Here is a 25,354-nt window from a genome sequence, read left to right on the forward strand (position 1 = left end):
CGGCTCCCGCTACGGGGGCTCGGCGGGCTGCGGCGACACGACACCCGGCGACGCGAGCGACCCCCCGACCGGTTTCCCGGGCCCAGGGGGTCGCTGGGGGGACTTGTGGCGCTGGGGCCTGCTACATCATGCCGCCCATGCCCTCCATGCCGCCGCCCGGGGGCATCGGCGGGGCGGGCTCGGGCTTGTCGGCCACCAGGCACTCGGTGGTCAGCAGCAGGGCGGCGATGGAGGCGGCGTTCTGGAGCGCCGCACGGGTGACCATGGCCGGGTCGATGACGCCGGCACCCGGGAGGTCCTCCAGCTCGCCGGTGACGGCGTTGAAGCCCGTGGTGCCCTCGGTGCCGAGCACGCGGCGCACGATCACCGAACCCTCGAAGCCAGCGTTCTGAGCGATCAGCCTCGTCGGCATCTCCAGGGCCTTGTGCACCAGGCGGGCACCGGTGGCCTCGTCGCCCGACAGCTCCTCGGCAACCGCGGCGACCGCCTCACGGCAGCGCAGCAGCGCCGTGCCGCCGCCGGCCACGACGCCCTCCTCGATGGCCGCACGGGTCGCCGAGAGGGCGTCCTCGATGCGGTGCTTCTTCTCCTTCAGCTCCACCTCGGTGGCGGCGCCGACCTTCACGACCGCCACGCCGCCGGCCAGCTTGGCGAGGCGCTCCTGGAGCTTCTCGCGGTCCCAGTCGGAGTCGGTGTTGTCGATCTCGGTGCGGATCTGGCGGATGCGGGCCTCCACGTCGGCCCGGTTGCCGTTGCCCTCCACGATGGTCGTGTCGTCCTTGTTGACGACCACCTTGCGGGCCCGGCCCAGCAGGTCGAGGGTGACGCCGTCCAGCTTGATGCCGACCTCGGGCGACACGACCTGGCCGCCGGTGAGGATGGCCATGTCGGCCAGCATGGCCTTGCGGCGCTCGCCGAAGCCGGGGGCCTTCACGGCCACCGACGTGAACGTGCCGCGGATCTTGTTGACCACCAGGGTGGCCAAGGCCTCGCCCTCGGTGTCCTCGGCGACGAGCAGCAGCGGCTTGCCGGTCTGCATGATCTTCTCGAGGACGGGCAGCAGGTCCTGCACCGACGTGATCTTGGCCTGGTGGAAGAGGATGTAGGGATCCTCCAGCACGGCCTCCTGGCGCTCGGGGTCGGTGACGAAGTACGGCGACAGGAAGCCCTTGTCGAACTGCATGCCCTCGACGAAGTCGAGCTCCATGCCGAAGGTGTTGGACTCCTCGACGGTCACGACGCCGTCCTTGCCGACCTTGTCGATGGCGTCGGCGATGACCTCGCCCACGGCGGGGTCGGCTGCGGACAGACCGGCCACCTGGGCGATCTCCTTCTTGTCCTCGATGTGGGTGGCCATGTCGGCGATGGCGTCGGTGGCGGCGGCGACCGCCTTCTCGATGCCCCGCTTGAGGCCCATGGGCGAGGCGCCGGCGGCCACGTTGCGCAGGCCCTCGTTCACGAGCGCCTGCGCCAGCACGGTGGCCGTCGTGGTGCCGTCGCCGGCCACGTCGTTGGTCTTGGTGGCGACCTCCTTGACGAGCTGCGCCCCCATGTTCTCGAACTGGTCCTCGATCTCGACCTCACGGGCGATCGAGACGCCGTCGTTGGTGATGGTGGGTGCGCCGAACTTCTTGTCGAGGACCACGTTGCGCCCCTTGGGGCCCAGCGTGACCTTGACGGTGTCGGCGAGCTGGTTGACGCCGGCCTCGAGGGCCTTGCGGGCGTCGTCGTCGAACTTCAACAGGGTTGTCATGGGGTGTCGGTGACTCCTTCTTACTTAAGGCCGTGCAGTGGGCGGCGTGCGGTCCCGGGCGTTGGGGGGACGCTCAGCCGATGGTGGCCAGCACGTCGCGGGCCGACAGGATCAGCAGGTCCTCGCCGCCGACGGTGATCTCGGTGCCGCCGAACTTGCTGTAGACCACGGTGTCGCCGACGCTCACGTCGACGCTGATGATCTCGCCGGTCTGATCGGAACGCTTGCCCGGACCGACTGCGAGCACCTCACCCTGCTGGGGCTTCTCCTTGGCGGTGTCGGGAATGACGAGACCGCTGGCGGTGACTTCCTCGGACTCGCTGGGCCGTACGACGATACGGTCCTCGAGGGGCTGAAGGTTCATTGGCTCTCCCTTTGGTTCTGCTGTTAGCACTCTCGGTCTGAGAGTGCTCAACATACCGACCGCTGCGGAGATACCAACCCCCCGGCGGGCTTGTTCCGGGCCCTGCGGTGGGGGCCGGGAGCGGCGGGCGAGGCGGAGCCCGAGGTGGGAATCGAACCCACTACCTCCGGTTTACAAGACCGGTGCTCTGGCCAGATGAGCTACTCGGGCGGTACACCTCAGCCTACGAGGCGGGCGGCCGCGGCCGCTTGCGGGCCGTGGGTTGCGCACTCTGGTTGCACACCCGGATATGACCCAACTGCCGCTGAGACGCGTCTAGCCTGTCGTCGATGTCTCCCAGCCGCTTGGCTTCGCGCCCATGAACGCCCTGCGCGGCGCCCTCCTCGTCATCGTCGCACTGGTGATCGCGGTGGTGATCCTGGCGCGCGGCCTCGACGATCCGGAGACGACGAACGAGCCGGTCGGCACGACCGACACGACGGCGGAGAGCACCGAACCCCCGGCGGCGCCGGCCCCGGCGCCCGAACCCGCGCCGCAGCCCCCGGCGCCCGCCGCCGAGCCGACCCCGCAGCCGGCGGCACCGGCGCCCGCACCGGCGGAACTCCCCGAGGCCGCCCCCGACGACATGTTCGCCGAGCCGCCGCCACCGCCGGCTCCGACCCACAACCGCGACCAGGTGCGGGTGCTGGTGGCCAACGGCTCCGGCGTCTGCGGAGCGGCCGGCCGACTCTCCACCTCGCTCAGCGCCCAGGGGTACAACGTGCTGCCGGCCGTCAACGACGACCCCGAGGGCAACATCGAGATATCGACCATCTACTACGTGGACCAGTACGGCGCCGACGCCGGCGTCGTGGCCTCGCTCATCCAGGTGGCCTCCAGCCAGGTGCTGCCGCTGCCGGCCTCACCCCCGACGGCCCCCGGCGACGCCCACGTGCTGATCCACCTCGGCGCCGACGACCTGGCCCAGCCCAACTGCTGAGGCCCCGCCGGGGCTGAAGGCCAACCCCCGGCATGGCGAGCCGAACCCCACGCCTGATCGCCGCCCCTGACAAGTTCAAGGGCACCGCGTCCGCCGCCGAGATCGCCGCGGCGGCGTGCCGGGCGGCCGAGGCGGCCGGCTGGGAGGCCGAGTCGATGCCGATGGCCGACGGGGGCGAGGGCACGCTGGCGACCCTCGGCGGGGCCAACCGCCACACCGTCGTCACGAACCCGCTGGGCGACCCGGTCAGCGCCGGCTGGCGGCTGGACGGCGAGGTGGCGATCATCGAGATGGCCCAGGCGTCGGGCCTGCAGCTCGTCGGCGGCGCCTCCGGCAACGACGCCCTCGCCGCCTCCACCTACGGCACGGGCGAGCTGATCGAGGCGGCCCTGGAGCGGGGCGCCAAGAGGATCATCGTGTGCGTGGGGGGATCGGCCACGACCGACGGCGGGTTCGGGGCGCTGCGGGCGCTGCTGCCGGGCTACCGGCTGCGGGCCACCGAACTGGTGGTGGCCTGCGACGTGCGCACCCGCTTCTTGGAAGCCGCCGAGGTGTTCGGCCCACAGAAGGGGGCCACGCCGGCGGAGGTGAAGCTGCTGCGCCGGCGCCTCGAGCGGCTGGTGGACATGTACGTCGCCGAGTACGGGGTGGACGTCTCCGACCTGCCGCGGGCCGGCGCCGCCGGCGGGCTGGCGGGCGGGCTGGCGGCCCTGGGGGCGCGGATCGTGGAGGGGTTCGAGGTGGTGGCCGAGGAGACCGGCCTGGCCGAGCGCCTCGATGGGGCCGACCTGGTGGTGACCGGGGAAGGATTGCTGGACGCCGAGTCGTTCAACGGCAAGGTGGTGGGAGGCGTGTGCGGGCTGGCCGACCGCCTGGGGGTGCCGGCGCTGGCCGTGGCCGGACACGTGCAACGCGACGCAACGGCGCCGGCCGATGTGCGGGTGCTGTCGCTGACCGAGCGCTTCGGCCCCGACCGGGCCTGGAACGAGGCCGCCGCCTGCGTGGAAGAGGTGGTGGCGGCGCACCTGTCGGACTAGCGGCCCCAGGGGCGCGGTAAGAGCCCGGGCGGCCGGGGGTCGGGAGTAGCTCGGTAGCATGTCGGGCCATGAGTGTGACCGTGCGAATTCCCACCACACTGCGGCCCTTGACCGCGGGCGCGGCGACCGTCAGCACCAGCGGCGCGACCGTGGCCGACGTCCTGAACGACCTGGAGGCGCGCCATCCCGGCCTGCGCGAACGGGTCGTGGACGAGTCGGGCGACCTGCGGCGTTTCGTGAACGTCTTCGTGGACGACGAGGACGTGCGCTTCCTGGACGGCCCCGCCACCGAAGTGCCCGAGGGTTCGACCCTCGCCATCGTCCCCGCAGTAGCCGGCGGCACTTTCCCCACCACTACCTGACCCGGCGCCAACCCAACGCCTACCAGCCGCAACATCGCAAGGGCGGGGGGCCGGGGGGCCGGGCTGCGACGCCTTGCGCCTGCGCGAAGGAGCAGGGCGGCACCCCGGATCCTCGCCCGGACCCTCCCCCGCCGGTGTTGGGGACGGTGCCGGTCACCCCTAAGCTTCCTAGCAGTCTCAGACTGAGAGTGCTAGTAGATCGACGCTTCCACGGAGGAAACCCAGCATGGCCAAGATCATCGCCTACGACGAACAGGCTCGCCGTTCGCTCGAAGCAGGGATGAACCAACTCGCCGACGCCGTCCGCGTGACGCTCGGCCCGAAGGGTCGCAACGTCGTCCTCGAGAAGAAGTGGGGCGCCCCCACCATCACCAACGACGGCGTGTCGATCGCCAAGGAGATCGACCTCGAGGACCCGTACCAGAAGATCGGCGCCGAACTGGTCAAGGAGGTCGCCAAGAAGACCGACGACGTGGCCGGCGACGGCACCACGACCGCCACCGTGCTGGCGTGGGCGATGGTGCGCGAGGGCCTGCGCAACGTGGCCGCCGGGGCCTCCCCCATGGCCATCAAGGCGGGCATCGAGGCCGGCGTGGACGCTGCCGTGGGGGCGATCCACGGCCAGTCCGTGGACGTGGAGTCCAAGGAGCAGGTGGCCTCGGTGGCCGCCATCTCCGCCGCCGACGACGAGATCGGCGAGCAGATCGCCGAGGCCATCGACAAGGTGGGCAAGGACGGCGTCATCACCGTCGAGGAGTCGCAGACCTTCGGCATGGAGATGGACCTCGTGGAGGGCATGCGCTTCGACAAGGGCTTCATCTCGCCCTACTTCGTGACCGACCCCGAGCGCATGGAAGCCGTGCTGGACGACCCGTACCTCCTGCTGGTGAGCTCGAAGATCACCGCCGTGCGCGACGTCGTGCCCGTGCTGGAGAAGGTCATGCAGGCCGGCCGGCCGCTGCTGATCATCGCCGAGGACACCGAAGGTGAGGCGCTGGCAACGCTGGTGGTGAACAAGATCCGGGGCACGTTCGCCTCGGTGGCGGTGAAGGCCCCCGGCTTCGGCGACCGCCGCAAGGCGATGCTGGCCGACATGGCCATCCTGACCGGCGGCCAGGTCATCTCCGAGGACGTCGGGCTGAAGCTGGAGAACACCACGCTGGACCTGCTGGGCCGGGCCCGCAAGGTGGTCGTCACCAAGGACGAGACCACCATCGTGGAGGGCGCCGGCAGCAAGGCCGACGTGGACGGGCGCATCCGCCAGATCTCCCAGGAGATCGAGAACACCGACTCCGACTACGACCGGGAGAAGCTGCAGGAGCGCCTCGCCAAGCTCTCCGGCGGCGTGGCCGTGCTAAAGGTCGGCGCCGCCACCGAGGTGGAGCTGAAGGAGAAGAAGCACCGCATCGAGGACGCCGTCAGCACCACGAAGGCCGCCATCGAGGAAGGCGTCGTGGCCGGCGGGGGCGTGACGCTGCTGCGGGCGCAGGCCGCCGTGGAGGAGACCGCCGCGGGGCTCGACGAGCCCGACGCCGCCACCGGGGCGCGCATCGTGGCCCGGGCGCTGCAGGCGCCGCTGTACCAGATCGCCGTGAACGCCGGCATGGAAGGCGGCGTGGTGGTTGAGCACGTGCGCGGCCTGGAGGGCAGCGACGGGCTCAACGCCGCCACCGGCGAGTACGAGGACCTAACCGCGGCCGGCATCATCGACGCCGCCAAGGTGACCCGCTCGGCGCTGCAGAACGCCGGCTCGGTGGCGGGGCTGTTCCTGACCACCGAGGCCGTGGTGGCCGACAAGCCCGAGGAGGACGGCGCGGGCACCCCCGGCGGCATGCCCGACATGGACTTCTAGACGGGTACCGAGCCATACCGCGCCCAGACAGCCTCAACCGCCCGGTCCTGGATTCCGGCCTGCGCCGGAATGACGATGGTCGGGACGTGAGACCCGGTACAGCCGGCTAGAAGCCCCAGTGGAACTGCACCCGGCCGCCGCCCACCTGGCTCCGCTGCTGGGGACCTGGCGAGGCGGCGGCCGTGGTGATTATCCGACCATCGAGGCCTTCGACTACAGCGAAGAAGTCACCATCGGCCACGTCGGCAAGCCGTTCCTGGCCTACAGCCAGCGGACGAAGGGCGCCGACGGGGCGCCGCTGCACGCCGAGTCGGGCTACCTGCGACCCGACGGCGAGTCGGGCCTGGAGTTGCTGGTGGTGCATCCCAGCGGCATCGCCGAAGTGCTGGTGGGCGAGGTGACCGACACCCATTTCGGCCTGCTGGTGGTGCTGCGGGCCGGCGCGGACAGCCTGTCGGGCTGGGCGGGCCCCGAAGGCAGCCGGGTGGTCCTGGCGCCGACCGCCAAGCGGGTCGACGCCACCGAGCGCCGCATCTCCGTCGACGGCGACACCATGCGCTACGAGGTGCACATGGCGGCGGTCGGCGAGCCCATGACCCCCCACCTCGAAGCCACCCTCCGCCGCAGCGACTGAGCCCCGCACAACCCCGGGCGCGGCGGCGCCCCGCCTCCCGGGTCGGGGGACGGGGCACCGGTTCGTCGCTAGTCCGGTCGGGGCCACCGGTGGCCGTCGGCGGATCGTCTGGCGAAATCGATCCGGCGCCGCCCCCCGGCGTCCCCTCCCTCGGTTGTGTGCGGCGGCCGGGATCTGCCGGCGCCGCGGCCCCGGTCAGAGGGCTTTGAAGCCGAACTCCAGGTCGGCGATGATGTCGTCCACCGACTCGAGGCCCACGGCGAGGCGCACCAGGCCGGGCTGCACTTGGGCGGCCGCCTGCTCCTCCTCGGTGAGCTGGGAGTGGGTGGTGGAGGCCGGGTGGATCACCAGGCTGCGCACGTCGCCGATGTTGGCCACGTGGCTGTGCATCTGCAGCGCCTCCACGAAGCGCTGGCCGGCGTCACGGCCGCCGGAGACGATGAACGACGGGATGGCGCCGTAGCCCCGCCCGCCGGTGAGCCGTGTGGCCCGCTCGTGGGTGGGGTTCGACGGCAGGCCGGCGAAGAACACCTGCTCCACCTCGTCGCGGCCCTCCAGGTACTCCGCCACGATCTGGGCGTTCTGGCAGTGCCGCTCCATCCGCAGGCTGAGGGTCTCCAGCCCCTGCAGGAACAGGAACGAGTTCAGCGGTGCGACCGCCGCCCCGATGTCCCGCAGCAACTGCACCCGGGCCTTGATGATGTAGGACCCCGGACCCAGCGCCGGCCAGTAGGCCAGGCCGTGGTAGCTGGGGTCGGGCTCGGTGAAGTTGGGGAACTTCTCGCTGCGGCTGAAGTCGAAGGTGCCGCCGTCGACGATGCAGCCGCCGATGGAGGTGCCGTGTCCGCCGATGTACTTCGTCAGCGAGTGCACGACGATGTCGGCGCCCCACTCGATCGGCCGCACCAGGTACGGCGAGGCCGCCGTGTTGTCGATCATCAGCGGGCAGTCGTTGGCGTGCGCCAGGTCGGCCACGGCCTCGATATCGAGGAAGTCGTTGCCGGGGTTGCCGAACACCTCGCCGTAGAAGCACTTGGTGTTGGGACGCACGGCCGAGGACCACTCGTCGAGGTCATGCGGGTCGTCCACGAAGGTGACCTCGATGCCCAGCTTCGGCAGCGTGTAGTGGAACAGGTTGTAGGTGCCGCCGTAGAGGGACGCCGAGGAGACGATGTGGTCGCCGGCCTCGGCCAGGTTCAGGATCGCCAGCGTCTCCGCCGCCTGGCCGCTGCTGAGGACCAGCGCACCGGGGATGCCCACTGCTGTCTCGGTGCCACCCTCCAAGCTCGACATTCGCGCTTCCAAAACCGCCTGGGTCGGGTTCATGATGCGCGTGTAGATGTTGCCGATCTCGGCGAGGGCGAACAGGTTCGCAGCGTGCTCGCTGCTGTTGAAGGTGTACGAGGTGGTCTGGTAGATGGGTACCGCTCGAGCATTCGTCGCCGAATCCGGTACCTGACCGGCATGGATCTGGCGGGTCTCGAAACCCCAGGTTGATTCGGACACGTCCGTCTTCTCCTTTTTCCTATGGGAACGGCCGTGGATTCACGGCCACCGATCAGGCTACGGCGCCGGCGGCGAAATACGACCGTCGGGGTAGGGAATTCGAATCCGGTCCCGGTTGCCTCGCCCGGTCGGGGACCCGGGGATGGCCGGCGCGCGATAGGGGCAGAACTACTCTCGGTGCGGGTACGGAACGAGAGGATCACCGGTGGTGGGATCGAAGGACACGAGCGGACCTCCCCAGACCGACCGCGCCGAGCGGCCGATCGCGGAGTCTCTCTCGCTGGTCGGGCCCCACACGCTCCTCGGGGGATCCGGGTTCGACGCCATCCTGACGCCGCGGGGCCGCATCCTGAAGCGCCGCATGAGTGTGCTGGTGGTGATGGCGGCAGCGGCGGTCATCCCGCTGCTGGTGATGGAGGAGCAGTTCACCGGCTCGACCGCCGTGTTCTGGCTCCACGTCGCCGACTGGGCCATCTGGGGCGTCTTCGCGGCCGAACTGGCCATCATGCTGATCGTCACGCCCAACCGCAGGGCGTACCTGCGCTGCGCCTGGCTGGACGTGTGCATCGTGCTGTTCACGGTGCCGTTGGTTCCCTACCTGCTGGCGAGCCTGCGGCTGGCCCGTCTGGGGCGTCTCATCGAGGTGCTGCGGCTGCTGCGGCTGCTGCGGCTCGCCGCCATCGCCAACCGGACCGCCGCGCTCATCCACCGGATCTTCGGGAGATCGGGGCTGGGTTGGCTGCTGTCGAGCCTGATCGTGCTGGTGGTCGTCAGCGGCACTCTCTTCTCGTACCTGGAGGAGGGCCGCAACGTCCCCGAGGGCATCTGGTGGGCGATCGTGACCGCCACGACGGTGGGCTACGGCGACGTCGTCCCCAACTCGGGGCTCGGCAGGCTGGTGGCCACGGTGCTGATGATCGCCGGCATCAGCTTCATCGCCCTGCTGTCGGCAGCCACCGCCGCCCGCCTGGTGGAACTCGAGACCGAGGAGGGCCACGAGGAGCTGCTGGCGGGGATCCGGGGTCAGAGCCACCGCGAGCAGGAGATGCGGGACGAGCTGCGGGAGATGAACGAGCGCCTCGCCCGCCTGGAGGAACTGCTGGGCGACGGCAACGGTCGCGGCCGCCCGGGGTAGGGGGCCGCGGAGGTGGGATCAGCCGTTGGGGGCGCCCGGTGTGGGGGTGGGGGTGGTCCGGAAGTCGCCGGTGGCGTCGGGTAGGCGGGCGTAGCTGGTTCCCTCGCCGGCCTCGCCTTCGGCCCAGTCGACCTGGTCGACGGGTGCCCCGTCGGCGGTCCAGATGCCCAGCTCCTCGTCCTGTCCGAGGGCGAAGCCGGGCCAGGCCTCCTTGTCGAGCTCGACCTGCAGGTAGCCGCCCGGCGGGATCACCAGGTCGGGCGGGAACGGCACCCGCTTGGCGGGGTCCGACAGGTCGTCGGCCATCACGAAGTTGGCCAGCGCCAGGTACTCCCCCGAGGAGTTGTGGAGCTCGAACCAGTCCAGCGGATCGCCCTTGGCGGCCACCTCGTTGATGACGAGGCCGACGTTCACGGGAGCCGGGCCGGTGTCGCCCCCGTCCGAGTCGCCCCCGTCCGTGCCTCCCCCGCCGGTGCCGTCGCCCGCGATGCCGGGGGTGCCGCCGAACGCACCGACGAAGCTGCCGAGGACCGTCGCCCCCTCCGACGTGCCGGCCTCGACCAGCTTCAGGGTGCCTTCGGTGAACGGGGTGAAGCTGTCCAGCGCGGTGCCGCCGGCCGGGATGGTCCACACCCCGCCCCCGACGGAGTCCACGCCGATCACCAGTTCGGCGCCACCCGTGAACCGGGCCAGGGGCAGCACGACGGTCATTCCCTCCACCGAACCGTCGGGCTGCAGGCCGAGGAGGGTGATCGAGGCCGCCGGCTCGTCGAACCCGGCCGCCTCCTCGGGGCTGGCGTGGCCGACGATCACACCGCTGTCGCCGGGGGGAACCTCGGTGCCGTCGAAGGCCAGGTGCAGGATCTCGCCCTCCGCCACGGGGTTGATTCTCTTGTTGGATCCCCACGTGCTCTCGAAGCGCACCGTCAACTCGACCCGCTCCGATTCGTCGGCGGGGAAGTCGGGAGCCGGCCACTCCGGCGGCTCGGGCGTGAGGTCGTCGAGGATCTCCGCCCGGCGCTTCTTGATGAACTGACGGACCCGCTCGGCGTCGGCGGCGGCCCCGGCCCGGTCCTCCGGCAGGGCGTTCTCCTGCACGATGGCGGCCATCTCGTCGACGCTCGCCAGCAGGGCCTCCTCGGCCCAGACGGCCTCCAGCAGGTGCTTCAGGCGCTCGACGTACCGGTCCCGCCAGTAGCTGTCGTTGTACAGCCGATTGGGGATGGCCGTGAGGGCCAGCACCGACGGCGGCGGGTCGCTGATGTTGTCGAACGGGTTGGGGTCGTCCCGGAGGTGGAAGGTGTCGTCGACGCCCCAGGGGATGAACACGAAGGGGCCGCCGGGATCCCGGTAGAACCAGTAGTTGTTGCGGTCGCCGGCGTAGCCGTCCCAGTGGCCCACCAGCACCTCGGTGGCCCAGAACGTCACGAAGGCGTCGAGGTCGACCATGAGGGAAAGGTCCGCCCAGCCGGCGTCGGAGGGGTCCTGCAGGGCGGCCACGACGGCGTCGATGTCGGACCAGTCGTCGGCGTCCTCGTTGTTCTTCTTCTCGAACGTGCCGCGGAACTCGGGCGTGAAGTCGCTGACGTTGCCCTCGTAGAGATTGCCCTCGGTGCTGGCGAAGTGGCGGGCCAGGAAGGGGGCCTTGATCTCCTCCACGTGGACGTAGAGGCCGAGGTTCTTGCCGTTCACCGAGACGGTGGCGAAGTTGCAGCGCGAGGCCGGATTGCCCGCCGCGGCGAAGACCCGGTAGGTGAGGCAGGTGTTGATCATCGACGGGTCCTGGATGCTGTTGTTGAGGGTCATGCGTTCCATGACGCCGCCCAGGACCTGGTCGTCGACGTACTTGTCGAAGCGGAGCTTGAGGGAGGGCTTGGTGTCGCTCTGGGAACCGATGAAGCCCTTCTTGCGGACGCCGACTTCGGTGTGGGTCTCGCCGTCGACCGTCACCGTGGCCGGGAACCAGGTGTAGATGCTTGCGAACGGTCGGGAGAGTTGGTACTCGGCGATCTCGGCGAACAGGTCCTCGAGAGTGCGGGTCTGGTGGCGCAGGGTGTCCCAGTCCTCGGTGTCGATCTCTATGGCGATGTCCAGCACCCGGTGGAGGGCGAAGTAGGCGTCGCTGGGGCCCGGCGGGATGCGTTCGGGCAGCGGGACGGGCGCCGGGACCTCGGCCGCATCCTCAGGCTGCGGCGGGGGCGGCGGCTCCGCCGGCGTGATCTCGGGCTCGGGTTCCCGCTCCGGCGGGGGTGGCGGCGGCTCGGCCGGCGGGGGTGCCGGAGGCTCCGAGGGCGGTTGCGCGGCCTCGGCCGGTGACGGCGCCGCTGCCGGCGGCGCTTCAGCGGCGGGCGCCGGGGCGGGCTCGGGGGACGGAGCGGCGGGCTCGTCCGAACCGCACGCCGTGGCCAAGACCGCGACGCCTACCAGAATCGCCGCGATGTGGTTCCCCACCTTCGCCGGTACGGCGGGAGAGGCAGGTCGGAGCATCGCTCAGCCGGTCGTGACCGGGAGCCAGGTGGGGCGGGTCTGCTCGAAGGCGGCGATGGCCTCGGCGTGGCGGAGGGTGATGGCGATGTCGTCGAGGCCGCCGAGGAGGCGCTCCTGGACGGCGTCAGCCAGCGGGAACGGGGCGGCGAGGCCGGCGGCGGGCGCCTCCACGGTGAGGTTCTCCACGTCGACCCGCACGACGAGGTTATGGTCGACCAGCAGCGCGTCGAGCAGCGCCCGGCCGAAGTCGGCGTCCACAGCGGCGGTCACGAGGCCGCACTTGGCGGCGTTGTTGCGGAAGATGTCGCCGAAGCGGGGGGCGACGACGGCCCGGAAGCCGTACTGCTGGATGGCCCACACGGCGTGCTCGCGCGACGAGCCGATGCCGAAGTTGGGGCCGGCCACGAGCACCTCGGCGCCGGCGTAGCGCCGGTCGTTCAGCACGAAGGCGGGATCCTCGCGCCACGAGGAGAACAGGCCCTCCTCGAAGCCGGTGCGCTCCACCCGCTTCAGCCAGTGGCTGGGGATGATCTGGTCGGTGTCCACGTCGGAGCGGTCCAGCGGCAGCGCCCGGCCCTCCACGATCCGTACGGGTTCCATCGGCTACTTCGCTCCTCGCACCGTCGCCGGGTGGTCCGCCGACGCCGCAAGTCGGGTCCCCGACTCCTGGATTCCGGCCTGCGCCGGAATGACGGATCTTCTCGTCGGGGCCGTAGGTCGGTGGGCCATCGGGGCTCAGTCCAGGTCGGCCGGGGCGGCGAAGTGGCCGGCCACCGCGGTTGCCGCCGCCACCGCCGGCGACACGAGGTGGGTGCGCCCGCCGATCCCCTGGCGGCCCTCGAAGTTGCGGTTGCTGGTGCTGGCGCAGCGCTCGCCGGCGGAGATCTTGTCGGGGTTCATGCCCAGGCACATGGAGCAGCCCGGCTCCCGCCAATCGAACCCGGCTGCGATGAGCACCTCGTGCAGACCCTCGGCCTCGGCCTGGTGCTTCACCTGCATCGAGCCCGGCACCACCAGGGTGCGCATGCCCGGCGCCACCCGCCGGCCCGCCACCACCTCGGCCACGGTCCGCAGGTCCTCGATGCGGCTGTTGGTGCACGAGCCGATGAACACGGTGTCGACGGGGATGTCCCGCATGGGCGTGCCGGCGGCGAGGCCCATGTACTCCAGCGCCCGGACGGCGGCGTCCCGCCCGGCGGCGTCGCCGGCCTCGTCGGGCGACGGCACGGCGCCGTCGAGCGGCGCCACGTGGCCCGGGTTGGTGCCCCAGGTGACGTGCGGCGGGATGTCGGCGCCGTCGAGGTGCACCTCGGTGTCGAAGCCCGCCCCGTCGTCGGTGCGCAGCGCCCGCCAGTGCTCGACCGCCTCGTCCCAGGCGGCGCCCGCCGGGGCGTGCGGGCGGCCCTGCAGATAGGCGAAGGTGGTGTCGTCGGGGGCGACCATGCCGGCCCGGGCGCCCGCCTCGATGGACATGTTGCACACGGTCATGCGGCCCTCCATGGAGAGGGCCTTGATGACGGCGCCCCGGTACTCGATGACCGAGCCGATGCCGCCGCCGGTGCCGATGCGCCCGATGATCGACAGGATCACGTCCTTGGGGCCCGAACCGGCCGGCAGCTCGCCGTCCACGGTGACCGCCATGGTGCGGGGCCGGGCCTGCGGCAGCGTCTGGGTGGCCAGCACGTGCTCGACCTCGCTGGTGCCGATGCCGAATGCCAGCGCCCCGAAGGCGCCGTGGGTGGAGGTGTGGCTGTCGCCGCAGACCACGGTGCTGCCCGGCAGGGTGAGGCCCAGTTCGGGGCCGATGACGTGGACGATGCCCTGGCGGTCGTGGCCCATGGGGTACAGCGGCACCCCGAATTCGGCGCAGTTGGCCCGCAGCGACTCCAGCTGGCGGCGCGACACGGCGTCGGCCACCGGGCCGCTGATGTTGGCAGTGGGCACGTTGTGGTCCTCGGTCGCCACGGTGAGGTCGGGGCGGCGCAAGCTGCGGCCCGCCATGCGCAGGCCGTCGAACGCCTGCGGGGAGGTGACCTCGTGCAGCAGGTGCAGGTCGATGAAGAGGATGTCGGTGCCGTCGTCGCCGGCGTGGACGACGTGGGCGTCCCAGACCTTCTCGCTGAGCGTGCGAGGGCCGGCTGCCATCAGTGGCGGTCCTCGGCGGTGACGACGTCCACGACGGTGACCTCCACCGGGCCGGCGGGCGCCTCGTAGCGCACCACGTCGCCGGGCCGGGCGCCGATCATGGCCACCCCGAGCGGCGAGGAGGGCGACACCACGTCGTAGTCCTCGTGGCGCTCCTCGATGGTGCCGATGAGGTAGCGCTCGGTGTCCTCGTCGCCCTCGAAGCGCAGATCCACCAGCGAGCCCACGGTGGCGCGGTCGGCGGGCCCGTCGCCGGGGGAAACCACCACCGCGTTCTCCAGCAGCGCCTGGATCTGCTGGATGCGGCCCTGCATCTTGCCCTTCTCCTCGCGGGCGGCGTGGTAGTCGCCGTTCTCGGAGAGGTCGCCGAGGGCCCGGGCGGCGGCGATCTGCGCCGTGATGGCCTCGTTGGCCGGCCCGGTGAGGTAGGCGAGCTCCTCCTGCAGCCGCTCGTAGGCCACACGCGTCAACTGCGGGGCGTTCATCACATCAATCTACTGACCCCCCGCCGCGAAACGCCCGGTAGATTGTTCGCATGGCGACACATCGCATTGGAGTGCTGGCAGGCGACGGGATCGGGCCGGAGGTGATCGGCGAGGGCCTGAAGGTCATCGAGGCCGCCGGCGTGAACTTCGAGACGGTGGACTACGACCTCGGCGGCGAGCGCTACCTGCGCGACGGCACCGTGCTGCCCGACAGCGTGGTGGAGGAGTGGCGGGGCCTCGACGCCATCTACGTGGGCGCGGTGGGCACCCCCGACGTGCCGCCGGGCACCCTGGAGCGGGGCCTGCTGCTGCGGATGCGCTTCGAGTTGGACCTGTACATCAACCTGCGCCCCTTCCGCCTGCCCGAACGCAACATCGACATGGCCGTCATCAGGGAGAACACCGAGGGCGCCTACGCCGGCGAGGGCGGGTTCCTGCGCAAGGGCACACCGCACGAGATCGTCACGCAGGGCTCGGTGAACACCCGCATGGGCGTGGAGCGGGCCATCCGCTTCGGCTTCGAGTTGGCCTCCAAGCGGCGCCGCCACGTCACGCTGGTGCACAAGACCAACGTGATGACCTACTCCGGCGACCTGTGGTACCGCACCTTCGAGGAGGTCGCGGCCGAATACCCCGACTACGGCACCGCCTACAACCACGTGGACGCCGCCTGCATCTACTTCGTGGACTCGCCGGACCGCTACGACGTGATCGTGACCGACAACCTGTTCGGCGACATCCTCACCGACCTGGGCGGGGCGGTCAGCGGCGGCATCGGCAAGGCCGCCTCGGCGAACCTGAACGCGGCCGGCACCGGACCGTCGATGTTCGAGCCCGTGCACGGCTCGGCGCCCGACATCGCCGGGCAGGGCATCGCCGATCCGAGCGCGGCGATCCTGTCGGCGGCGATGATGCTGGAGCACCTGGGCGAGAACGCCGCCGCGGCGGCCATCGACCGGGCCTGCATGGCCGTCGACGGCAGCGTGGGTGGCACCAGCGCCATCGGCGACGCCATCGCCGGCGCCGTAGCCGGCTAGGGGCCCGCCGGAACCACGGCGAGCCCCGGTGACGGTCCGCGGGCCGTCACCGCCCGCATTGGACCATCATTGACGCACCGAGACAACGAAGGGATACCCGATGCCGATTCAGCCCGTCGAGAAGATCTGGATGGACGGTGAGTTCGTGGACTGGCACGACGCCAAGGTGCACATCCTCACCCACACCCTGCACTACGGGAACGGCGTATTCGAGGGCATCCGCGCCTACGCGACCGACCGGGGGGCCGCCGTTTTCCGCCTCACGCCCCACATCGAGCGGCTGTTCCGCAGCGCCAAGATCCTGGGGATCCAGATCCCGTACACGCCCGAGGAGCTGGTGGAGGCCACGAAGCAGACCGTGGCGATCAACGAGCTGGAATCGTGCTACATCCGCCCGCTAGTGTACCTGGGCTACGGCGAGATGGGGCTCAACCCCATGCCCTGCCCGGTGAACGTGTCGATCGCCACGTGGAGTTGGGGCATCTACCTGGGCGCCGACTCCATCAACACCGGCGTGCGCATGATGATCAGCTCGTGGCAGCGCCACGACCCCAACGCCATGCCGCCGGCCGCCAAGGGCTGCGGGCACTACATCAACAGCCAGATGGCCAAGGTGTCGGCCCTGAACGCCGGCTACGACGAGGCCATCCTGCTGTCGCCGCAGGGCCACGTCAGCGAATGCACCGGCGAGAACCTGTTCGTCGTGATGGACGGGCGGATCATCACGCCGCCGACCAGCGCGGGCGCCCTCGGGGGCATCACCCAGGACGCCATCGAGACCATCGCCGGCGACCTGGAGATCCCGTACGAGACCGGGAACCTGCTGCGCAGCGACCTGTACACGGCCGATGAGGCGTTCCTCAGCGGCACCGCGGCGGAGGTGGTGCCGATCCGCTCGATCGACGACCGGGAGATCGGCGACCCGGGGCCGGTGACCCGCCAGATCCAAGAGGTGTTCTACGAGGCGGTCCAGGGGAAGGTGGACCGCTACAAGGAGTGGAACGAGTATGTCAACGAGTAGCGGCGCGGGCCGCGGGGTGGCCGGCGACGGCGCCGACACCGCCGCGGCAGGCGCCGCGCCGGCCCTGCCGACCGGGGCCGGTGCTGCTGCTCGAACCGGAGCCGCCGCCGGAGCCGGTACCGCTGAGGCCGGTGCTGCTGCTCGAGCCGGAGCCGCGAGAGCCCGTGCCGTCTGGCTGAGCGGCGACCTCGAAGCCCGGGCCCGGGCCGCGGCGGCCGCCCACCGCACGCCGGCCGCGGTGGAGATCTACGACACCACCCTGCGCGACGGCAGCCAACTCGAGGGCATCTCGCTGACCGTCGAGGACAAGCTGCGCATCGCCCGGGAGCTGGACCGCCTCGGCGTGCACTACATCGAGGGCGGCTGGCCGGGCGCCAACCCCAAGGACGACGAGTTCTTCGCCCGGGCCGCCGAGGAGCTGCGGCTGGAGACGGCCCGCCTGGCAGCGTTCGGCTCCACCCGGCGGGTGGGGGGCCGCTGCGACGGCGACGCCGTGCTGGCGAACCTGCTGGCGGCCGGCACCCGGACGGTGTGCATCGTGGGCAAGTGCTGGGACTACCACGTCAGCGAGGCGCTGCGCACCAGCCTGGACGAGGGCATCGCCATGGCGGCGGAGTCGGTGGCGTACCTGGTCGGGGCGGGCCGGCGGGTGTTCTTCGACGCCGAGGGGGCCTTCGACGGCTACAAGCACAACCCGGACTACTCGCTGGCGGTGCTGGCGGCGGTGGCCGAGGCCGGGGCGGAGCGGCTGGTGCTGTGCGACACCAACGGGGGCTCGCTGCCGCACGAGGTGTACGCCATCGTGGCGGAGATCGTGGACGCCCTCGGCGCCCCGGTCGGGGTGCACCTGCACAACGACACCGGCTGCGGGGTGGCCAACGCGCTGGCCGGCGTGCGGGCCGGGGCCACCCAGGTGCAGGGCACGATCAACGGCTACGGCGAGCGCACCGGCAACTGCGACCTGGTGCCGATCATCGCCAACCTGAGCCTGAAGATGGGCGTGGCGACGCTGCCGCCGGAGCGGCTGGAGCTGCTGACGTCGGTCTCCCGGCGGGTGGCGGAGATGGTCAACTGGGTGCCGGACCCCCAGCAGCCCTACGTGGGCACCTCGGCGTTCGCCCACAAGGCCGGGCTGCACGCCAGCGCCCTGGCCCGCCGGGCCGACGCCTACGAGCACATCGACCCGGCAGCGGTGGGCAACGGCACCCGGTTCGTGGTCTCGGAGATGGCGGGACGCTCGTCGATCGAGTTGAAGGCCCAGGAGCTGGGCATCGAGCTGGACGGCGCCACGATCAGCCAGCTGATCGAGACCCTGAAGCGGCTGGAGTACGAGGGCTACCAGTTCGAGGTGGCCGACGCCTCCCTGGAGTTGTGGATGCGGGCGGCCCTCGGCTGGGAGCAACCGTTCTTCGGCATCGAGTCGTTCCGGGTGGAGGTGGGGCGGCACCTGCGGTCGGGCGGTGCGCCGGTCGGTGTCTCCGGGCCGAGACGGCCCGACGACGACGCCATGCACCGCCAGTGCGAGGCCACGATCAAGCTGTGGGTGGGCGACCAGCGGCGCATCACCGTCGGCGAGGGCAACGGCCCGGTGAACGCCCTGCACAACGCCCTGCTGTCGGCGGCCGGCGATCACTACCCCGAGATCGCCCGCATCGCCCTCACCGACTACAAGGTGCGGGTCCTGGACACGGCCGCCGGCACTGCCGCGGTCACCAGGGTGCTGATCGACTCCACCGACGGCGCCCGCACGTGGACCACGATCGGCGTGTCGGAGAACATCGTGGAGGCCTCCTGGGAGGCGCTCTGCGACTCGATCGTCTGGGGCCTGCTCCACAGCGACGCCGAGGCGCCGGCCGGGGAGTCCTGGGCGCTCAGTCGGCGAGGTCGCTGAGGGCCTCGGCGAGGGGTTCGAGGACCGCCGGGTCGTGCGGTGGGGGCAGGTAGCAGATGGCCAGATCCATGCCGGCCTCGGCGTAGCCGGCACAGGCTTCGACGACCGGGCCGGGGGAGCCGTCGGGCGGCACCCTGACGTGCGTCGAGATCATGATCTCGCCGGGGGGCCGGCCGATGGCGGCGCAGGCCTCGTACAGCACGTCGCGCTTGGCCCGGAAGCCGTCGGTGTTGACCTGGCCGGGCGGGGCGTCCCAGTCGGGGGGGCAGTTCCAGTGGTCGGCGAAGCGGGCCACCAGCGGCAGCGTGCGCCGCTCGCCCCCGCCGCCGATGCAGATGGGAGGATGCGGCTTCTGGACGCCCGGCGGGTTGTTGCGGGCCTCGCTGAGCGTGTAGTAGCGGCCGTCGAACGTGGTGACCTCCTGCGTGAGCAGGCCCGTGATGACCTCGCAGGCCTCCGCGAAACGGTCGAAGCGCTCGGTCAGGGTGCCGAGGCGGATGCCGTAGCCCTCGCACTCCTCCTCGTTCCAGGCGGCGCCGATGCCGAACTCCAGCCGGCCCCCGCTGATGATGTCCACCGTGGACGCCATGGACGCCAGCACCGCGGGGTGGCGGTACACGATGCCGGTCACCATGCAGCCCACCCGCAGGCGCTTCGTGGCCTGCGCCAGTGCGGTGAGGGTCGTCCAGCCCTCCAGGCACTCACCCGTGGAGTCCGAGTAGATGGGGTAGAAGTGATCGAAGTTCCAGGCCGACGTGAAGACCGGGATGTCGTCGGCCTCGGTCCAGACGGCCAGCATGTCCGCCCAGTCAGTGTCCTGCTGCGAGGTCTTGATTCCGAAGAGCATGGGTGCACGGTACCGGGCCTCGACCAGCACCAAGCGATCTGCCGAGACGGCGACCCGGATCGCCGGGCGACGGACTCTACGGATTCTGCCGTGGAGCGCTGAAGCCCGCCGGCCCGCAAGTACATTTGCGCCATGGCCCAGCCCCCCTACGTGCCCCACGCACCCGGCAGGACGGCCCGCCACTACAGCTCGCCCCCGCAGCGGGGCGGCTGGCGCGCCGAGCGGCCCGGCGAGCTGCCCGAGGGGCCGCTTCCGGCCGGCGACGGGTTCGGCCACCAGGGCCCCGACCAGGGGTACGCGCTGCGCCTGGCGGGGCGCTTCGTGCCGCATCTGGCGCTGCAGGCGGGCGAGAAGGCCGGCGACGTGGTGGCGGGCTGCGTGGCGGTGGCGCTGAAGCGGGCCTCGCTGTTCGGCCGGGCGCCGGTGGCCGACGACCTGCAGGTGGCCTTCGACCACTGGGGATACCTGGACGCCGGCACCCCCATCGAAGTGGTGGCCTCCCGGCGGGAGCTGTTCGCCGGCGCCGGAGGCCATGACGGCTACCCCATCCGCTGCCGCATCGCGGAGGAGGCGTCACCCGAGGCGCTCGGGGCGCCGTGACCCGGCCACGGGTGCGGTTCGCCCCGTCGCCGACGGGGTTCCTGCACGTCGGCTCGGCCCGGACGGCGCTGTTCAACTGGATCTACGCCCGCTCGGTGGGCGGGCGGATGCTGCTGCGCATCGAGGACACCGACGAGGCCCGCAACCAGCCCGAAGTGGTCGACCTCATCTACGACCTGCTGGAGTGGCTGGGCATCGACTGGGACGAGGAGCCCGTGTTCCAGTCCGAGCGCAGAGAGCGCCACCGGGAGGCCGTGGAGTCGCTGCTGGCCGGCGGCGGCGCCTACCTCTGCGACGCCGACAACCAGCCGGTGGCGGGCACGACGCTGCAGCCCGGCCTGGCGGCCCGGTTCCGGATGCCCGAGGGGCGCACGGTGACGTTCCAGGACGTCGTGCGCGGCGAGGTGTCCTTCGCCAGCGACGACCTGGAGGACTTCGTGGTGTGGCGCTCCGCCGGGGCGGCCACGTTCCTGCTGGCCAATGCCGTCGACGACGTGGACATGGGCGTCACGCACGCCATCAGGGGCGAGGACCTGCTGTCGGGGGTGCCGAAGGTGATCCTGCTGCTGGAGGCCCTGGGGGCCGAGGCGCCCGTCTACGCCCACCTGCCGCTGCTGGTGAACGCCTCCCGCAAGAAGCTCTCCAAGCGGCGCGACGACGTGTCGCTGGGCGACTACCGGGCCCGCGGCTACCTGCCCGAGGCCATGGCGAACCACCTGGCGCTGCTGGGCTGGGGGCCGACCGACGGCGTCGAGATCCGCCCCATGGCCGAGATCATCGAGCAGTTCCGCCTGGCCGACGTGAACCGGGCGCCGGCGTTCTTCGACACCAAGAAGCTGGAGCACTTCAACGGGGTGTACATCCGGGCGTTGAGCACCGAGGAGTACCTGCGGCGCTCCGAGCCGTGGCTGGGCGAGGCGGCTCCCTGGCCCGCCGAGCGGACCCGCCCCGAGGTGCTGGAGGCCCTGGCCCCGGTGGTGCAGGAGAAGGTGCGCACCCTCGGCGACATCGGCCGCTACGTGGACTGGCTGTTCCTGGAGGAGCCGCCAGCCGATGACGACTCGTGGCGCAAGGCCATGGGCGGCCCGCAGGCCCCGGCGGTGCTGGACGACGCCATCGCCACCTACGCCGCCGCCGACTGGACCCCCGAAGCCGCCCACGCCGCCGCGCTCGCCCTCGCCGAGCGCCACGACCTGAAGCTGGGCAAGGCCCAGGCCCCGATCCGGGTGGCGCTCACCGGACGCACCGTCGGCCCGCCGCTCTTCGAGTCCATGGTCCTGCTGGACCGAGCCGAGGTCCTCCGCCGCCTGCGGAACGCCCGGGCCCGCCTGGATTCGGAGCCCGCCGGCTGACAGTCCTTCCGGGGCGGGGCCCGCCTGGAGACTGAGCGCGCCCAGCTCTTCTCCTCCAAGTGCCGGCAACCGTCCCAAGAATCACCACAACCGAGGGCGGTCGACGCCGGGGGCGAAGTCCGGATCGATTACGCAGGCGAGAGACGGACTCGGCACCGGGGGCGCCCGCCCGGGCCGTCGCCAGCGGGTTGCCGGTAGCCTTGTCCCACCCTTTCGGGGGTGGTGTAATAGGCAACACAGCGGGTTCTGGTCCCGTCGTTGGGGGTTCGAGTCCTCCCCCCCGAGCATCGCAGAGCGCTCCGGCCGGCCGGCAGGGGCGCTCGCCGGCGTTCGGGGCTAGGACTCCCGGGGGCAGTCCATGTCGTCCGGCGGCACGATGAGGTTCACCAGGTACTCGTCCACGATGCCGGTGACGCAGTTGCTGAGCCCGTAGCTGCCGTGCTCGTTGCCGTCGTAGCTGATCAGCACCCCTGATTCGAGCTGTCCGGCGACCGCCACGGCCCACTCGTAGGGCGTGGCGTTGTCGCCCCGGTTGCCCACCACGAGGATCGGCGGGGCCAGGGGAGCGGCGACCGGCCCGACGGGCCGCGTGCCGTTCGTGACCGGCCAGTGCTCGCACGGCAACCCCGAGATCATCGAGGCCCGCCCGAGGACGCCGGCCACCTCCTCCAGCACGTCGGCCAGGGCGTCGAGTTCGGCGCGGGTGGCGGCGCCGCCGTCGGTGCAGTTGATGGCGACGAAGGCGCCGAGGTCGGCCAGCAGGGTGTAGGCCTCGCCGAGTTGCGCAAGTCTCGAGCCGTCGCCCGCGGTCGCCTCGGCCAGGAACTGGAAGAAGTATGGCCAGAGCTGCGAGCTGTAGGTGGCGAACACCGCGGCCAGCACCACCCTGGCGGGGTCCAGCACGAGTTCGCCGGCCGGGCCGGTGAGCGGGGCCTCGTCCACCTGCTCCAGCAACCCGTAGTAGGCGTCGGCGGGATCGCCGCTGACCGCACAGCCGGGGTCGCTGCGGCACCAGGCGAACATGTCCTCGACCGCCCTGTCGAAGCCCACCATCTGCCCGACGGCGTGCTCGGTTCCCGACAGCGACGGATCGGCCACGCCGTCGAGGGCGGCCGCACGAAGGCGCTCGCCGAACAGGTCGGCGTAGAGCAGGCCCAGAAGCGTGCCGTAGCTGAACCCGACGTAGCTGATCGTGTCGGCGCCGAGTGCCCGGCGGATGGCGTCCATGTCCCGGACCGTGTCGATGGTGCCGACGTGGCCGACCATGTCGCCGAGCCGGGCGATGCACTCCTCGGCGACGGCGCGGGCTGCATCGTCGAGGGCCTCCTGCTCGGCCGGTGAGTCCGGCACCGGGTCCAGGAGGTGCAGCTCGACGGCCTCCGCCCAGCAGCTCGAGGGCACGCTGCCGCCCACGGCGCGGGGGTCCCAGCCGATCACGTCGAAGCGCTCCAGCAGGTAGGGGGAGAGCCCGGCGCCGAAGTCCAGGAACCCCTGCATGCCGGCGCCCGGGCCGCCCGGGTTGGCGAGCAGGTATCCGACGCGCCGGGCCGGATCGGCGGCGGGAATCATGCCGACGGCAAGATCCACGGTGGGCCCGCCGGGGTCGGCGTGATCGGCGGGCACGGCCAGCGTGGCGCAGAGGTACTCCTGCCCGCAGTCGGCGAACTCGAGCATGCCCCGGAGCTCTGCGGCGTCGGCGTCCGGCTCGGGGGCCGGCGGCGGTTCCTCCGCGGCCGCCGGCTCGGCAGGTTCGTCCGGCGATTCCCCGGCAACGGTCTCACCGGGCACCTCCGGCGGTTCCGGTTCTTGCGAGCCCTCCCCCGCCGGAGGCTCGGAGGGCGGGGGCGGCTCGGGCGGGGCCTCCGGCTCCTGCGGCGGCTCCTCACCGGACGACGGCTCCGGCTCCGCGACGAGGTTCCCGGTCTCGGCGCCGGGCTCGCGGTCCGCGGATTCGCCGTCTCCGACGCCACCACATGCCACCGCCACGAGCGCCACCGCCACGAGCGCCGCAACCGCCCTCGCCAAGCCACCACCGAGCACGATCCCACCCTACCGACAAGCCTCGCGCCCACCCGGGCTGCAGCCAACGGGCGAGGGCGGGGACGCCGGGGCTGGCGCAGGCGCGCCATTCTCAGAGGCCGCCGGAGCACCACCGGCGTCACCCGCCCGGGCAGCACTAGAGCGCACGGGCTCAGTGGGTGGCGCGGGACGGTGGCCGCTAGCCTGTGGGGCGCTCCTGCCCCGTTCGTCTAGAGGCCTAGGACGCCAGATTCTCAATCTGGTAGCACGGGTTCGAATCCCGTACGGGGTGCTCAGCCGCCGATCGCCGCGAGGCGCCGATGTCGACCTACATCGTTGACGGGCCGTGCCCGAAGCCCGACTGCCTGACGCTGGTGCCCTACGGCATCGACCACATCGACGGCGTGCGGGTGCTGGTGGGGACCTGCAAGGTGTGCGGGTCGTACCGGGCCTACGACGGCGCCAAGAACATCACCGTCATCGCCGAGGAGTAGCAGGGGCGCAGCCGCCGGCGCCGGCCCGGAAGGGCGGCCGGCACGAGCGGGGTGATCGGAGGTGTCGGGCTGGCCGGATTTGAACCGGCGACCCCCTGCTCCCAAAGCAGGTGCGCTGACCAAGCTGCGCCACAGCCCGTCGGGGATCCGGCCACGAGCCTACCGAGCGGCCGTGGCAGGCGGGCTACTGCAGGGCCTCGTCCACCTTCTCGACGGCGTCCTCCTCGGAGATGTCGAGGGCGAAGCTCAACTCCGAGATCAGCACGCTGCGCGCCTTCGAGCACAGCGTCTTCTCGCCCGCCGACAGGCCCTTGGCCCGGTCACGCAGGGCCAGGTTCCGGACGATCTCGGCCACCTGGTAGACGTCGCCGGACTTCAGCTTCTCCTGGTGGTTCTTGAAGCGGCGGCTCCAGTTGGCCGGCTCGTGCACGTCACGCTTGCGCAGCACTTCGAAGAGGTCCTCCACCTCGTCGGCGCTGATGGGCCAGCGCACGCCCACGTCGTCGAGTTTGTCCGCCGGCACCGCCACGGTCATGTCGCCGTGGGCCATGCGGAGCACCAGGTACTCGGTCTCGGTGCCGAAGGCCTCGCGCATCTCCCGGCGCTCGATGACCGCGGCGCCGTGATGTGGGTACACGACCCGGTCTCCAACGTCGTAGCTCATGACCCTCCAGACGCCTGCTCAACCGTCAAGTGTGGCACCTCGGCCGGCGGGTTCCTCAATCGGGCGCACTCACCGACACGACGGTGGCGTCCACGAGGGCGGCCATGACGCCTCCGCGCATCACGCCCGCCCGCGGCCGGAACATCGCCCGCCACGGGCGCAAGGCTCACAGTGCGTCCAGCTTGGCGACCCGGGCCACGTGGCGGCCGCCCTCGAAGCCGGCGTCCAGGAAGGCGTCGAGGGCCTCGAGGGCGACGGACTCGTCGAGCAGGCGCTGGCCGAAGCAGACCACGTTGGCGTCGTTGTGCATGCGGGCCAGGGCCGCCGAGGTGGTGTCGTGCACAACCGCCGCCCGGATGCCGGAGATCTTGTTCGCCGCCATGGCGATGCCGATTCCGCTGCCGCACACGCACACCCCCAGGTCGGCCTCGCCGGCGGCCACGGCGCGGCCGACCGCGGCGCCGAAATCGGGATAGTCGACGCGGTCCTCGCTGTGGGCGCCCAGGTCGACGACCTCGTGGCCCCGCTCGGCGAGACGCCCGGCCAGGAGGCTCTTCAGCTGGTAGCCGGCGTGGTCAGACCCTGTGGCAACGCGCACGGACGGGATTGTACGGGGGCCGTGGCCCGGGCGATCGCCTTATCGACGTTCCAGCCTCCGTTGGTGCGGAAGTCCGAGGTTTACGGCCAGGT

The 25,354-nt window shown here is 71.5% G+C and carries 23 protein-coding genes and 4 tRNA genes; 14 read left to right on the plus strand and 13 right to left on the minus strand.

All coding sequences use genetic code 11. The features are described from left to right. Positions 1-121: 121 nt before the first annotated feature. The 3 genes from groL (OXG55_03470) to OXG55_03480 all read right to left on the minus strand — a co-directional run bounded on the left by groL (OXG55_03470) (position 122) and on the right by OXG55_03480 (position 2,327). Positions 122-1,753, minus strand: coding sequence for a chaperonin GroEL (gene groL / locus OXG55_03470; GenBank protein ID MCY4102318.1), 1,632 nt, complete (start codon positions 1,751-1,753; stop codon positions 122-124). A 73-nt stretch (positions 1,754-1,826) separates the two neighbouring features. Continuing rightward, positions 1,827-2,117, minus strand: coding sequence for a co-chaperone GroES (gene groES / locus OXG55_03475; GenBank protein ID MCY4102319.1), 291 nt, complete (start codon positions 2,115-2,117; stop codon positions 1,827-1,829). 136 nt (positions 2,118-2,253) lie between these two features. Further along, a tRNA-Thr gene (locus OXG55_03480) sits at positions 2,254-2,327 on the minus strand. Between the two features lie 148 nt (positions 2,328-2,475). Between OXG55_03480 and OXG55_03485 the strand changes: the two genes are divergently transcribed. The 5 genes from OXG55_03485 (at position 2,476) to OXG55_03505 (ending at position 6,981) form a co-directional block, all read left to right on the plus strand. Next, a complete protein-coding gene (locus OXG55_03485; protein ID MCY4102320.1) occupies positions 2,476-3,096 on the plus strand; it encodes a LytR C-terminal domain-containing protein in 621 nt (206 codons plus the stop codon). 32 nt (positions 3,097-3,128) lie between these two features. After that, on the plus strand, positions 3,129-4,133 hold the full coding sequence (locus OXG55_03490; protein ID MCY4102321.1) for a glycerate kinase: 1,005 nt from the start codon (positions 3,129-3,131) through the stop codon (positions 4,131-4,133). A gap of 68 nt (positions 4,134-4,201) precedes the next feature. Next, on the plus strand, positions 4,202-4,495 hold the full coding sequence (locus OXG55_03495; GenBank protein ID MCY4102322.1) for a MoaD/ThiS family protein: 294 nt from the start codon (positions 4,202-4,204) through the stop codon (positions 4,493-4,495). 226 nt (positions 4,496-4,721) lie between these two features. Beyond that, entirely contained in the window at positions 4,722-6,347 is a 1,626-nt protein-coding gene (gene groL / locus OXG55_03500) for a chaperonin GroEL (protein ID MCY4102323.1), read from the plus strand. 118 nt (positions 6,348-6,465) lie between these two features. Further along, entirely contained in the window at positions 6,466-6,981 is a 516-nt protein-coding gene (locus OXG55_03505; protein ID MCY4102324.1) for an FABP family protein, read from the plus strand. Between the two features lie 195 nt (positions 6,982-7,176). On the opposite strand, the gene OXG55_03510 is transcribed toward OXG55_03505, so the two are convergent. Continuing rightward, on the minus strand, positions 7,177-8,526 hold the full coding sequence (locus OXG55_03510; GenBank protein MCY4102325.1) for a bifunctional o-acetylhomoserine/o-acetylserine sulfhydrylase: 1,350 nt from the start codon (positions 8,524-8,526) through the stop codon (positions 7,177-7,179). Positions 8,527-8,692: 166 nt separating this feature from the next. Here OXG55_03510 and OXG55_03515 point away from each other — a divergent pair, with 166 nt between their 5' ends. Then, positions 8,693-9,622 carry an ion channel gene (locus OXG55_03515; GenBank protein ID MCY4102326.1) on the plus strand — a complete coding sequence of 310 codons (930 nt, stop codon included), beginning with the start codon at positions 8,693-8,695 and terminating at the stop codon, positions 9,620-9,622. Between the two features lie 18 nt (positions 9,623-9,640). On the opposite strand, the gene OXG55_03520 is transcribed toward OXG55_03515, so the two are convergent. From OXG55_03520 to OXG55_03535, 4 genes are all read right to left on the minus strand, one after another. After that, positions 9,641-12,031: a CotH kinase family protein gene (locus tag OXG55_03520; protein MCY4102327.1), complete on the minus strand. Its 2,391-nt coding sequence runs from the start codon at positions 12,029-12,031 to the stop codon at positions 9,641-9,643. Positions 12,032-12,112: 81 nt separating this feature from the next. Next, positions 12,113-12,709, minus strand: a complete 597-nt coding sequence (leuD, locus tag OXG55_03525) for a 3-isopropylmalate dehydratase small subunit (protein ID MCY4102328.1) — start codon at positions 12,707-12,709, stop codon at positions 12,113-12,115. 135 nt (positions 12,710-12,844) lie between these two features. After that, positions 12,845-14,254, minus strand: coding sequence for a 3-isopropylmalate dehydratase large subunit (gene leuC, locus OXG55_03530; protein ID MCY4102329.1), 1,410 nt, complete (start codon positions 14,252-14,254; stop codon positions 12,845-12,847). Next, a complete protein-coding gene (locus tag OXG55_03535; protein MCY4102330.1) occupies positions 14,254-14,739 on the minus strand; it encodes a transcription elongation factor GreA in 486 nt (161 codons plus the stop codon). The genes leuC and OXG55_03535 overlap by 1 nt, the downstream gene beginning before the upstream one ends. 50 nt (positions 14,740-14,789) lie before the next feature. Between OXG55_03535 and OXG55_03540 the strand changes: the two genes are divergently transcribed. The 3 genes from OXG55_03540 (at position 14,790) to cimA (ending at position 18,688) form a co-directional block, all read left to right on the plus strand. Further along, positions 14,790-15,776, plus strand: coding sequence for a 3-isopropylmalate dehydrogenase (locus OXG55_03540; GenBank protein MCY4102331.1), 987 nt, complete (start codon positions 14,790-14,792; stop codon positions 15,774-15,776). Positions 15,777-15,876: 100 nt separating this feature from the next. After that, positions 15,877-16,797 (plus strand): branched-chain amino acid transaminase, encoded by a 921-nt coding sequence (locus OXG55_03545; GenBank protein ID MCY4102332.1) that lies wholly within the window; start codon positions 15,877-15,879, stop codon positions 16,795-16,797. Further along, a complete protein-coding gene (cimA, locus tag OXG55_03550) occupies positions 16,784-18,688 on the plus strand; it encodes a citramalate synthase (protein ID MCY4102333.1) in 1,905 nt (634 codons plus the stop codon). Before OXG55_03545 ends, cimA begins: the two co-directional genes overlap by 14 nt. On the opposite strand, the gene OXG55_03555 is transcribed toward cimA, so the two are convergent. Beyond that, on the minus strand, positions 18,669-19,535 hold the full coding sequence (locus tag OXG55_03555; GenBank protein MCY4102334.1) for an LLM class F420-dependent oxidoreductase: 867 nt from the start codon (positions 19,533-19,535) through the stop codon (positions 18,669-18,671). The genes cimA and OXG55_03555 overlap by 20 nt on opposite strands. Positions 19,536-19,667: 132 nt before the next feature. Between OXG55_03555 and OXG55_03560 the strand changes: the two genes are divergently transcribed. From OXG55_03560 to OXG55_03570, 3 genes are all read left to right on the plus strand, one after another. Beyond that, entirely contained in the window at positions 19,668-20,135 is a 468-nt protein-coding gene (locus OXG55_03560; GenBank protein MCY4102335.1) for a hypothetical protein, read from the plus strand. Then, entirely contained in the window at positions 20,132-21,487 is a 1,356-nt protein-coding gene (locus tag OXG55_03565) for a glutamate--tRNA ligase family protein (GenBank protein MCY4102336.1), read from the plus strand. Before OXG55_03560 ends, OXG55_03565 begins: the two co-directional genes overlap by 4 nt. A gap of 213 nt (positions 21,488-21,700) precedes the next feature. After that, positions 21,701-21,772, plus strand: a tRNA-Gln gene (locus tag OXG55_03570). Between the two features lie 51 nt (positions 21,773-21,823). On the opposite strand, the gene OXG55_03575 is transcribed toward OXG55_03570, so the two are convergent. After that, positions 21,824-23,527 (minus strand): alpha/beta hydrolase, encoded by a 1,704-nt coding sequence (locus tag OXG55_03575; protein ID MCY4102337.1) that lies wholly within the window; start codon positions 23,525-23,527, stop codon positions 21,824-21,826. A gap of 198 nt (positions 23,528-23,725) precedes the next feature. Here OXG55_03575 and OXG55_03580 point away from each other — a divergent pair. Both OXG55_03580 and OXG55_03585 read left to right on the plus strand, forming a co-directional pair. Further along, positions 23,726-23,798, plus strand: a tRNA-Glu gene (locus tag OXG55_03580). Positions 23,799-23,826: 28 nt separating this feature from the next. Next, on the plus strand, positions 23,827-24,000 hold the full coding sequence (locus tag OXG55_03585; protein ID MCY4102338.1) for a hypothetical protein: 174 nt from the start codon (positions 23,827-23,829) through the stop codon (positions 23,998-24,000). 64 nt (positions 24,001-24,064) lie between these two features. On the opposite strand, the gene OXG55_03590 is transcribed toward OXG55_03585, so the two are convergent. The 3 genes from OXG55_03590 to rpiB all read right to left on the minus strand — a co-directional run bounded on the left by OXG55_03590 (position 24,065) and on the right by rpiB (position 25,262). Continuing rightward, positions 24,065-24,139: transfer RNA gene (locus OXG55_03590), tRNA-Pro, on the minus strand. A 45-nt stretch (positions 24,140-24,184) separates the two neighbouring features. Then, positions 24,185-24,664, minus strand: coding sequence for a CarD family transcriptional regulator (locus OXG55_03595; GenBank protein MCY4102339.1), 480 nt, complete (start codon positions 24,662-24,664; stop codon positions 24,185-24,187). A gap of 166 nt (positions 24,665-24,830) precedes the next feature. After that, a complete protein-coding gene (gene rpiB / locus OXG55_03600) occupies positions 24,831-25,262 on the minus strand; it encodes a ribose 5-phosphate isomerase B (protein MCY4102340.1) in 432 nt (143 codons plus the stop codon). Positions 25,263-25,354: the final 92 nt, after the last annotated feature.

The organism is bacterium, from assembly GCA_026708055.1.
In the GTDB taxonomy this organism is placed as follows: domain Bacteria; phylum Actinomycetota; class Acidimicrobiia; order Acidimicrobiales; family CATQHL01; genus VXNF01.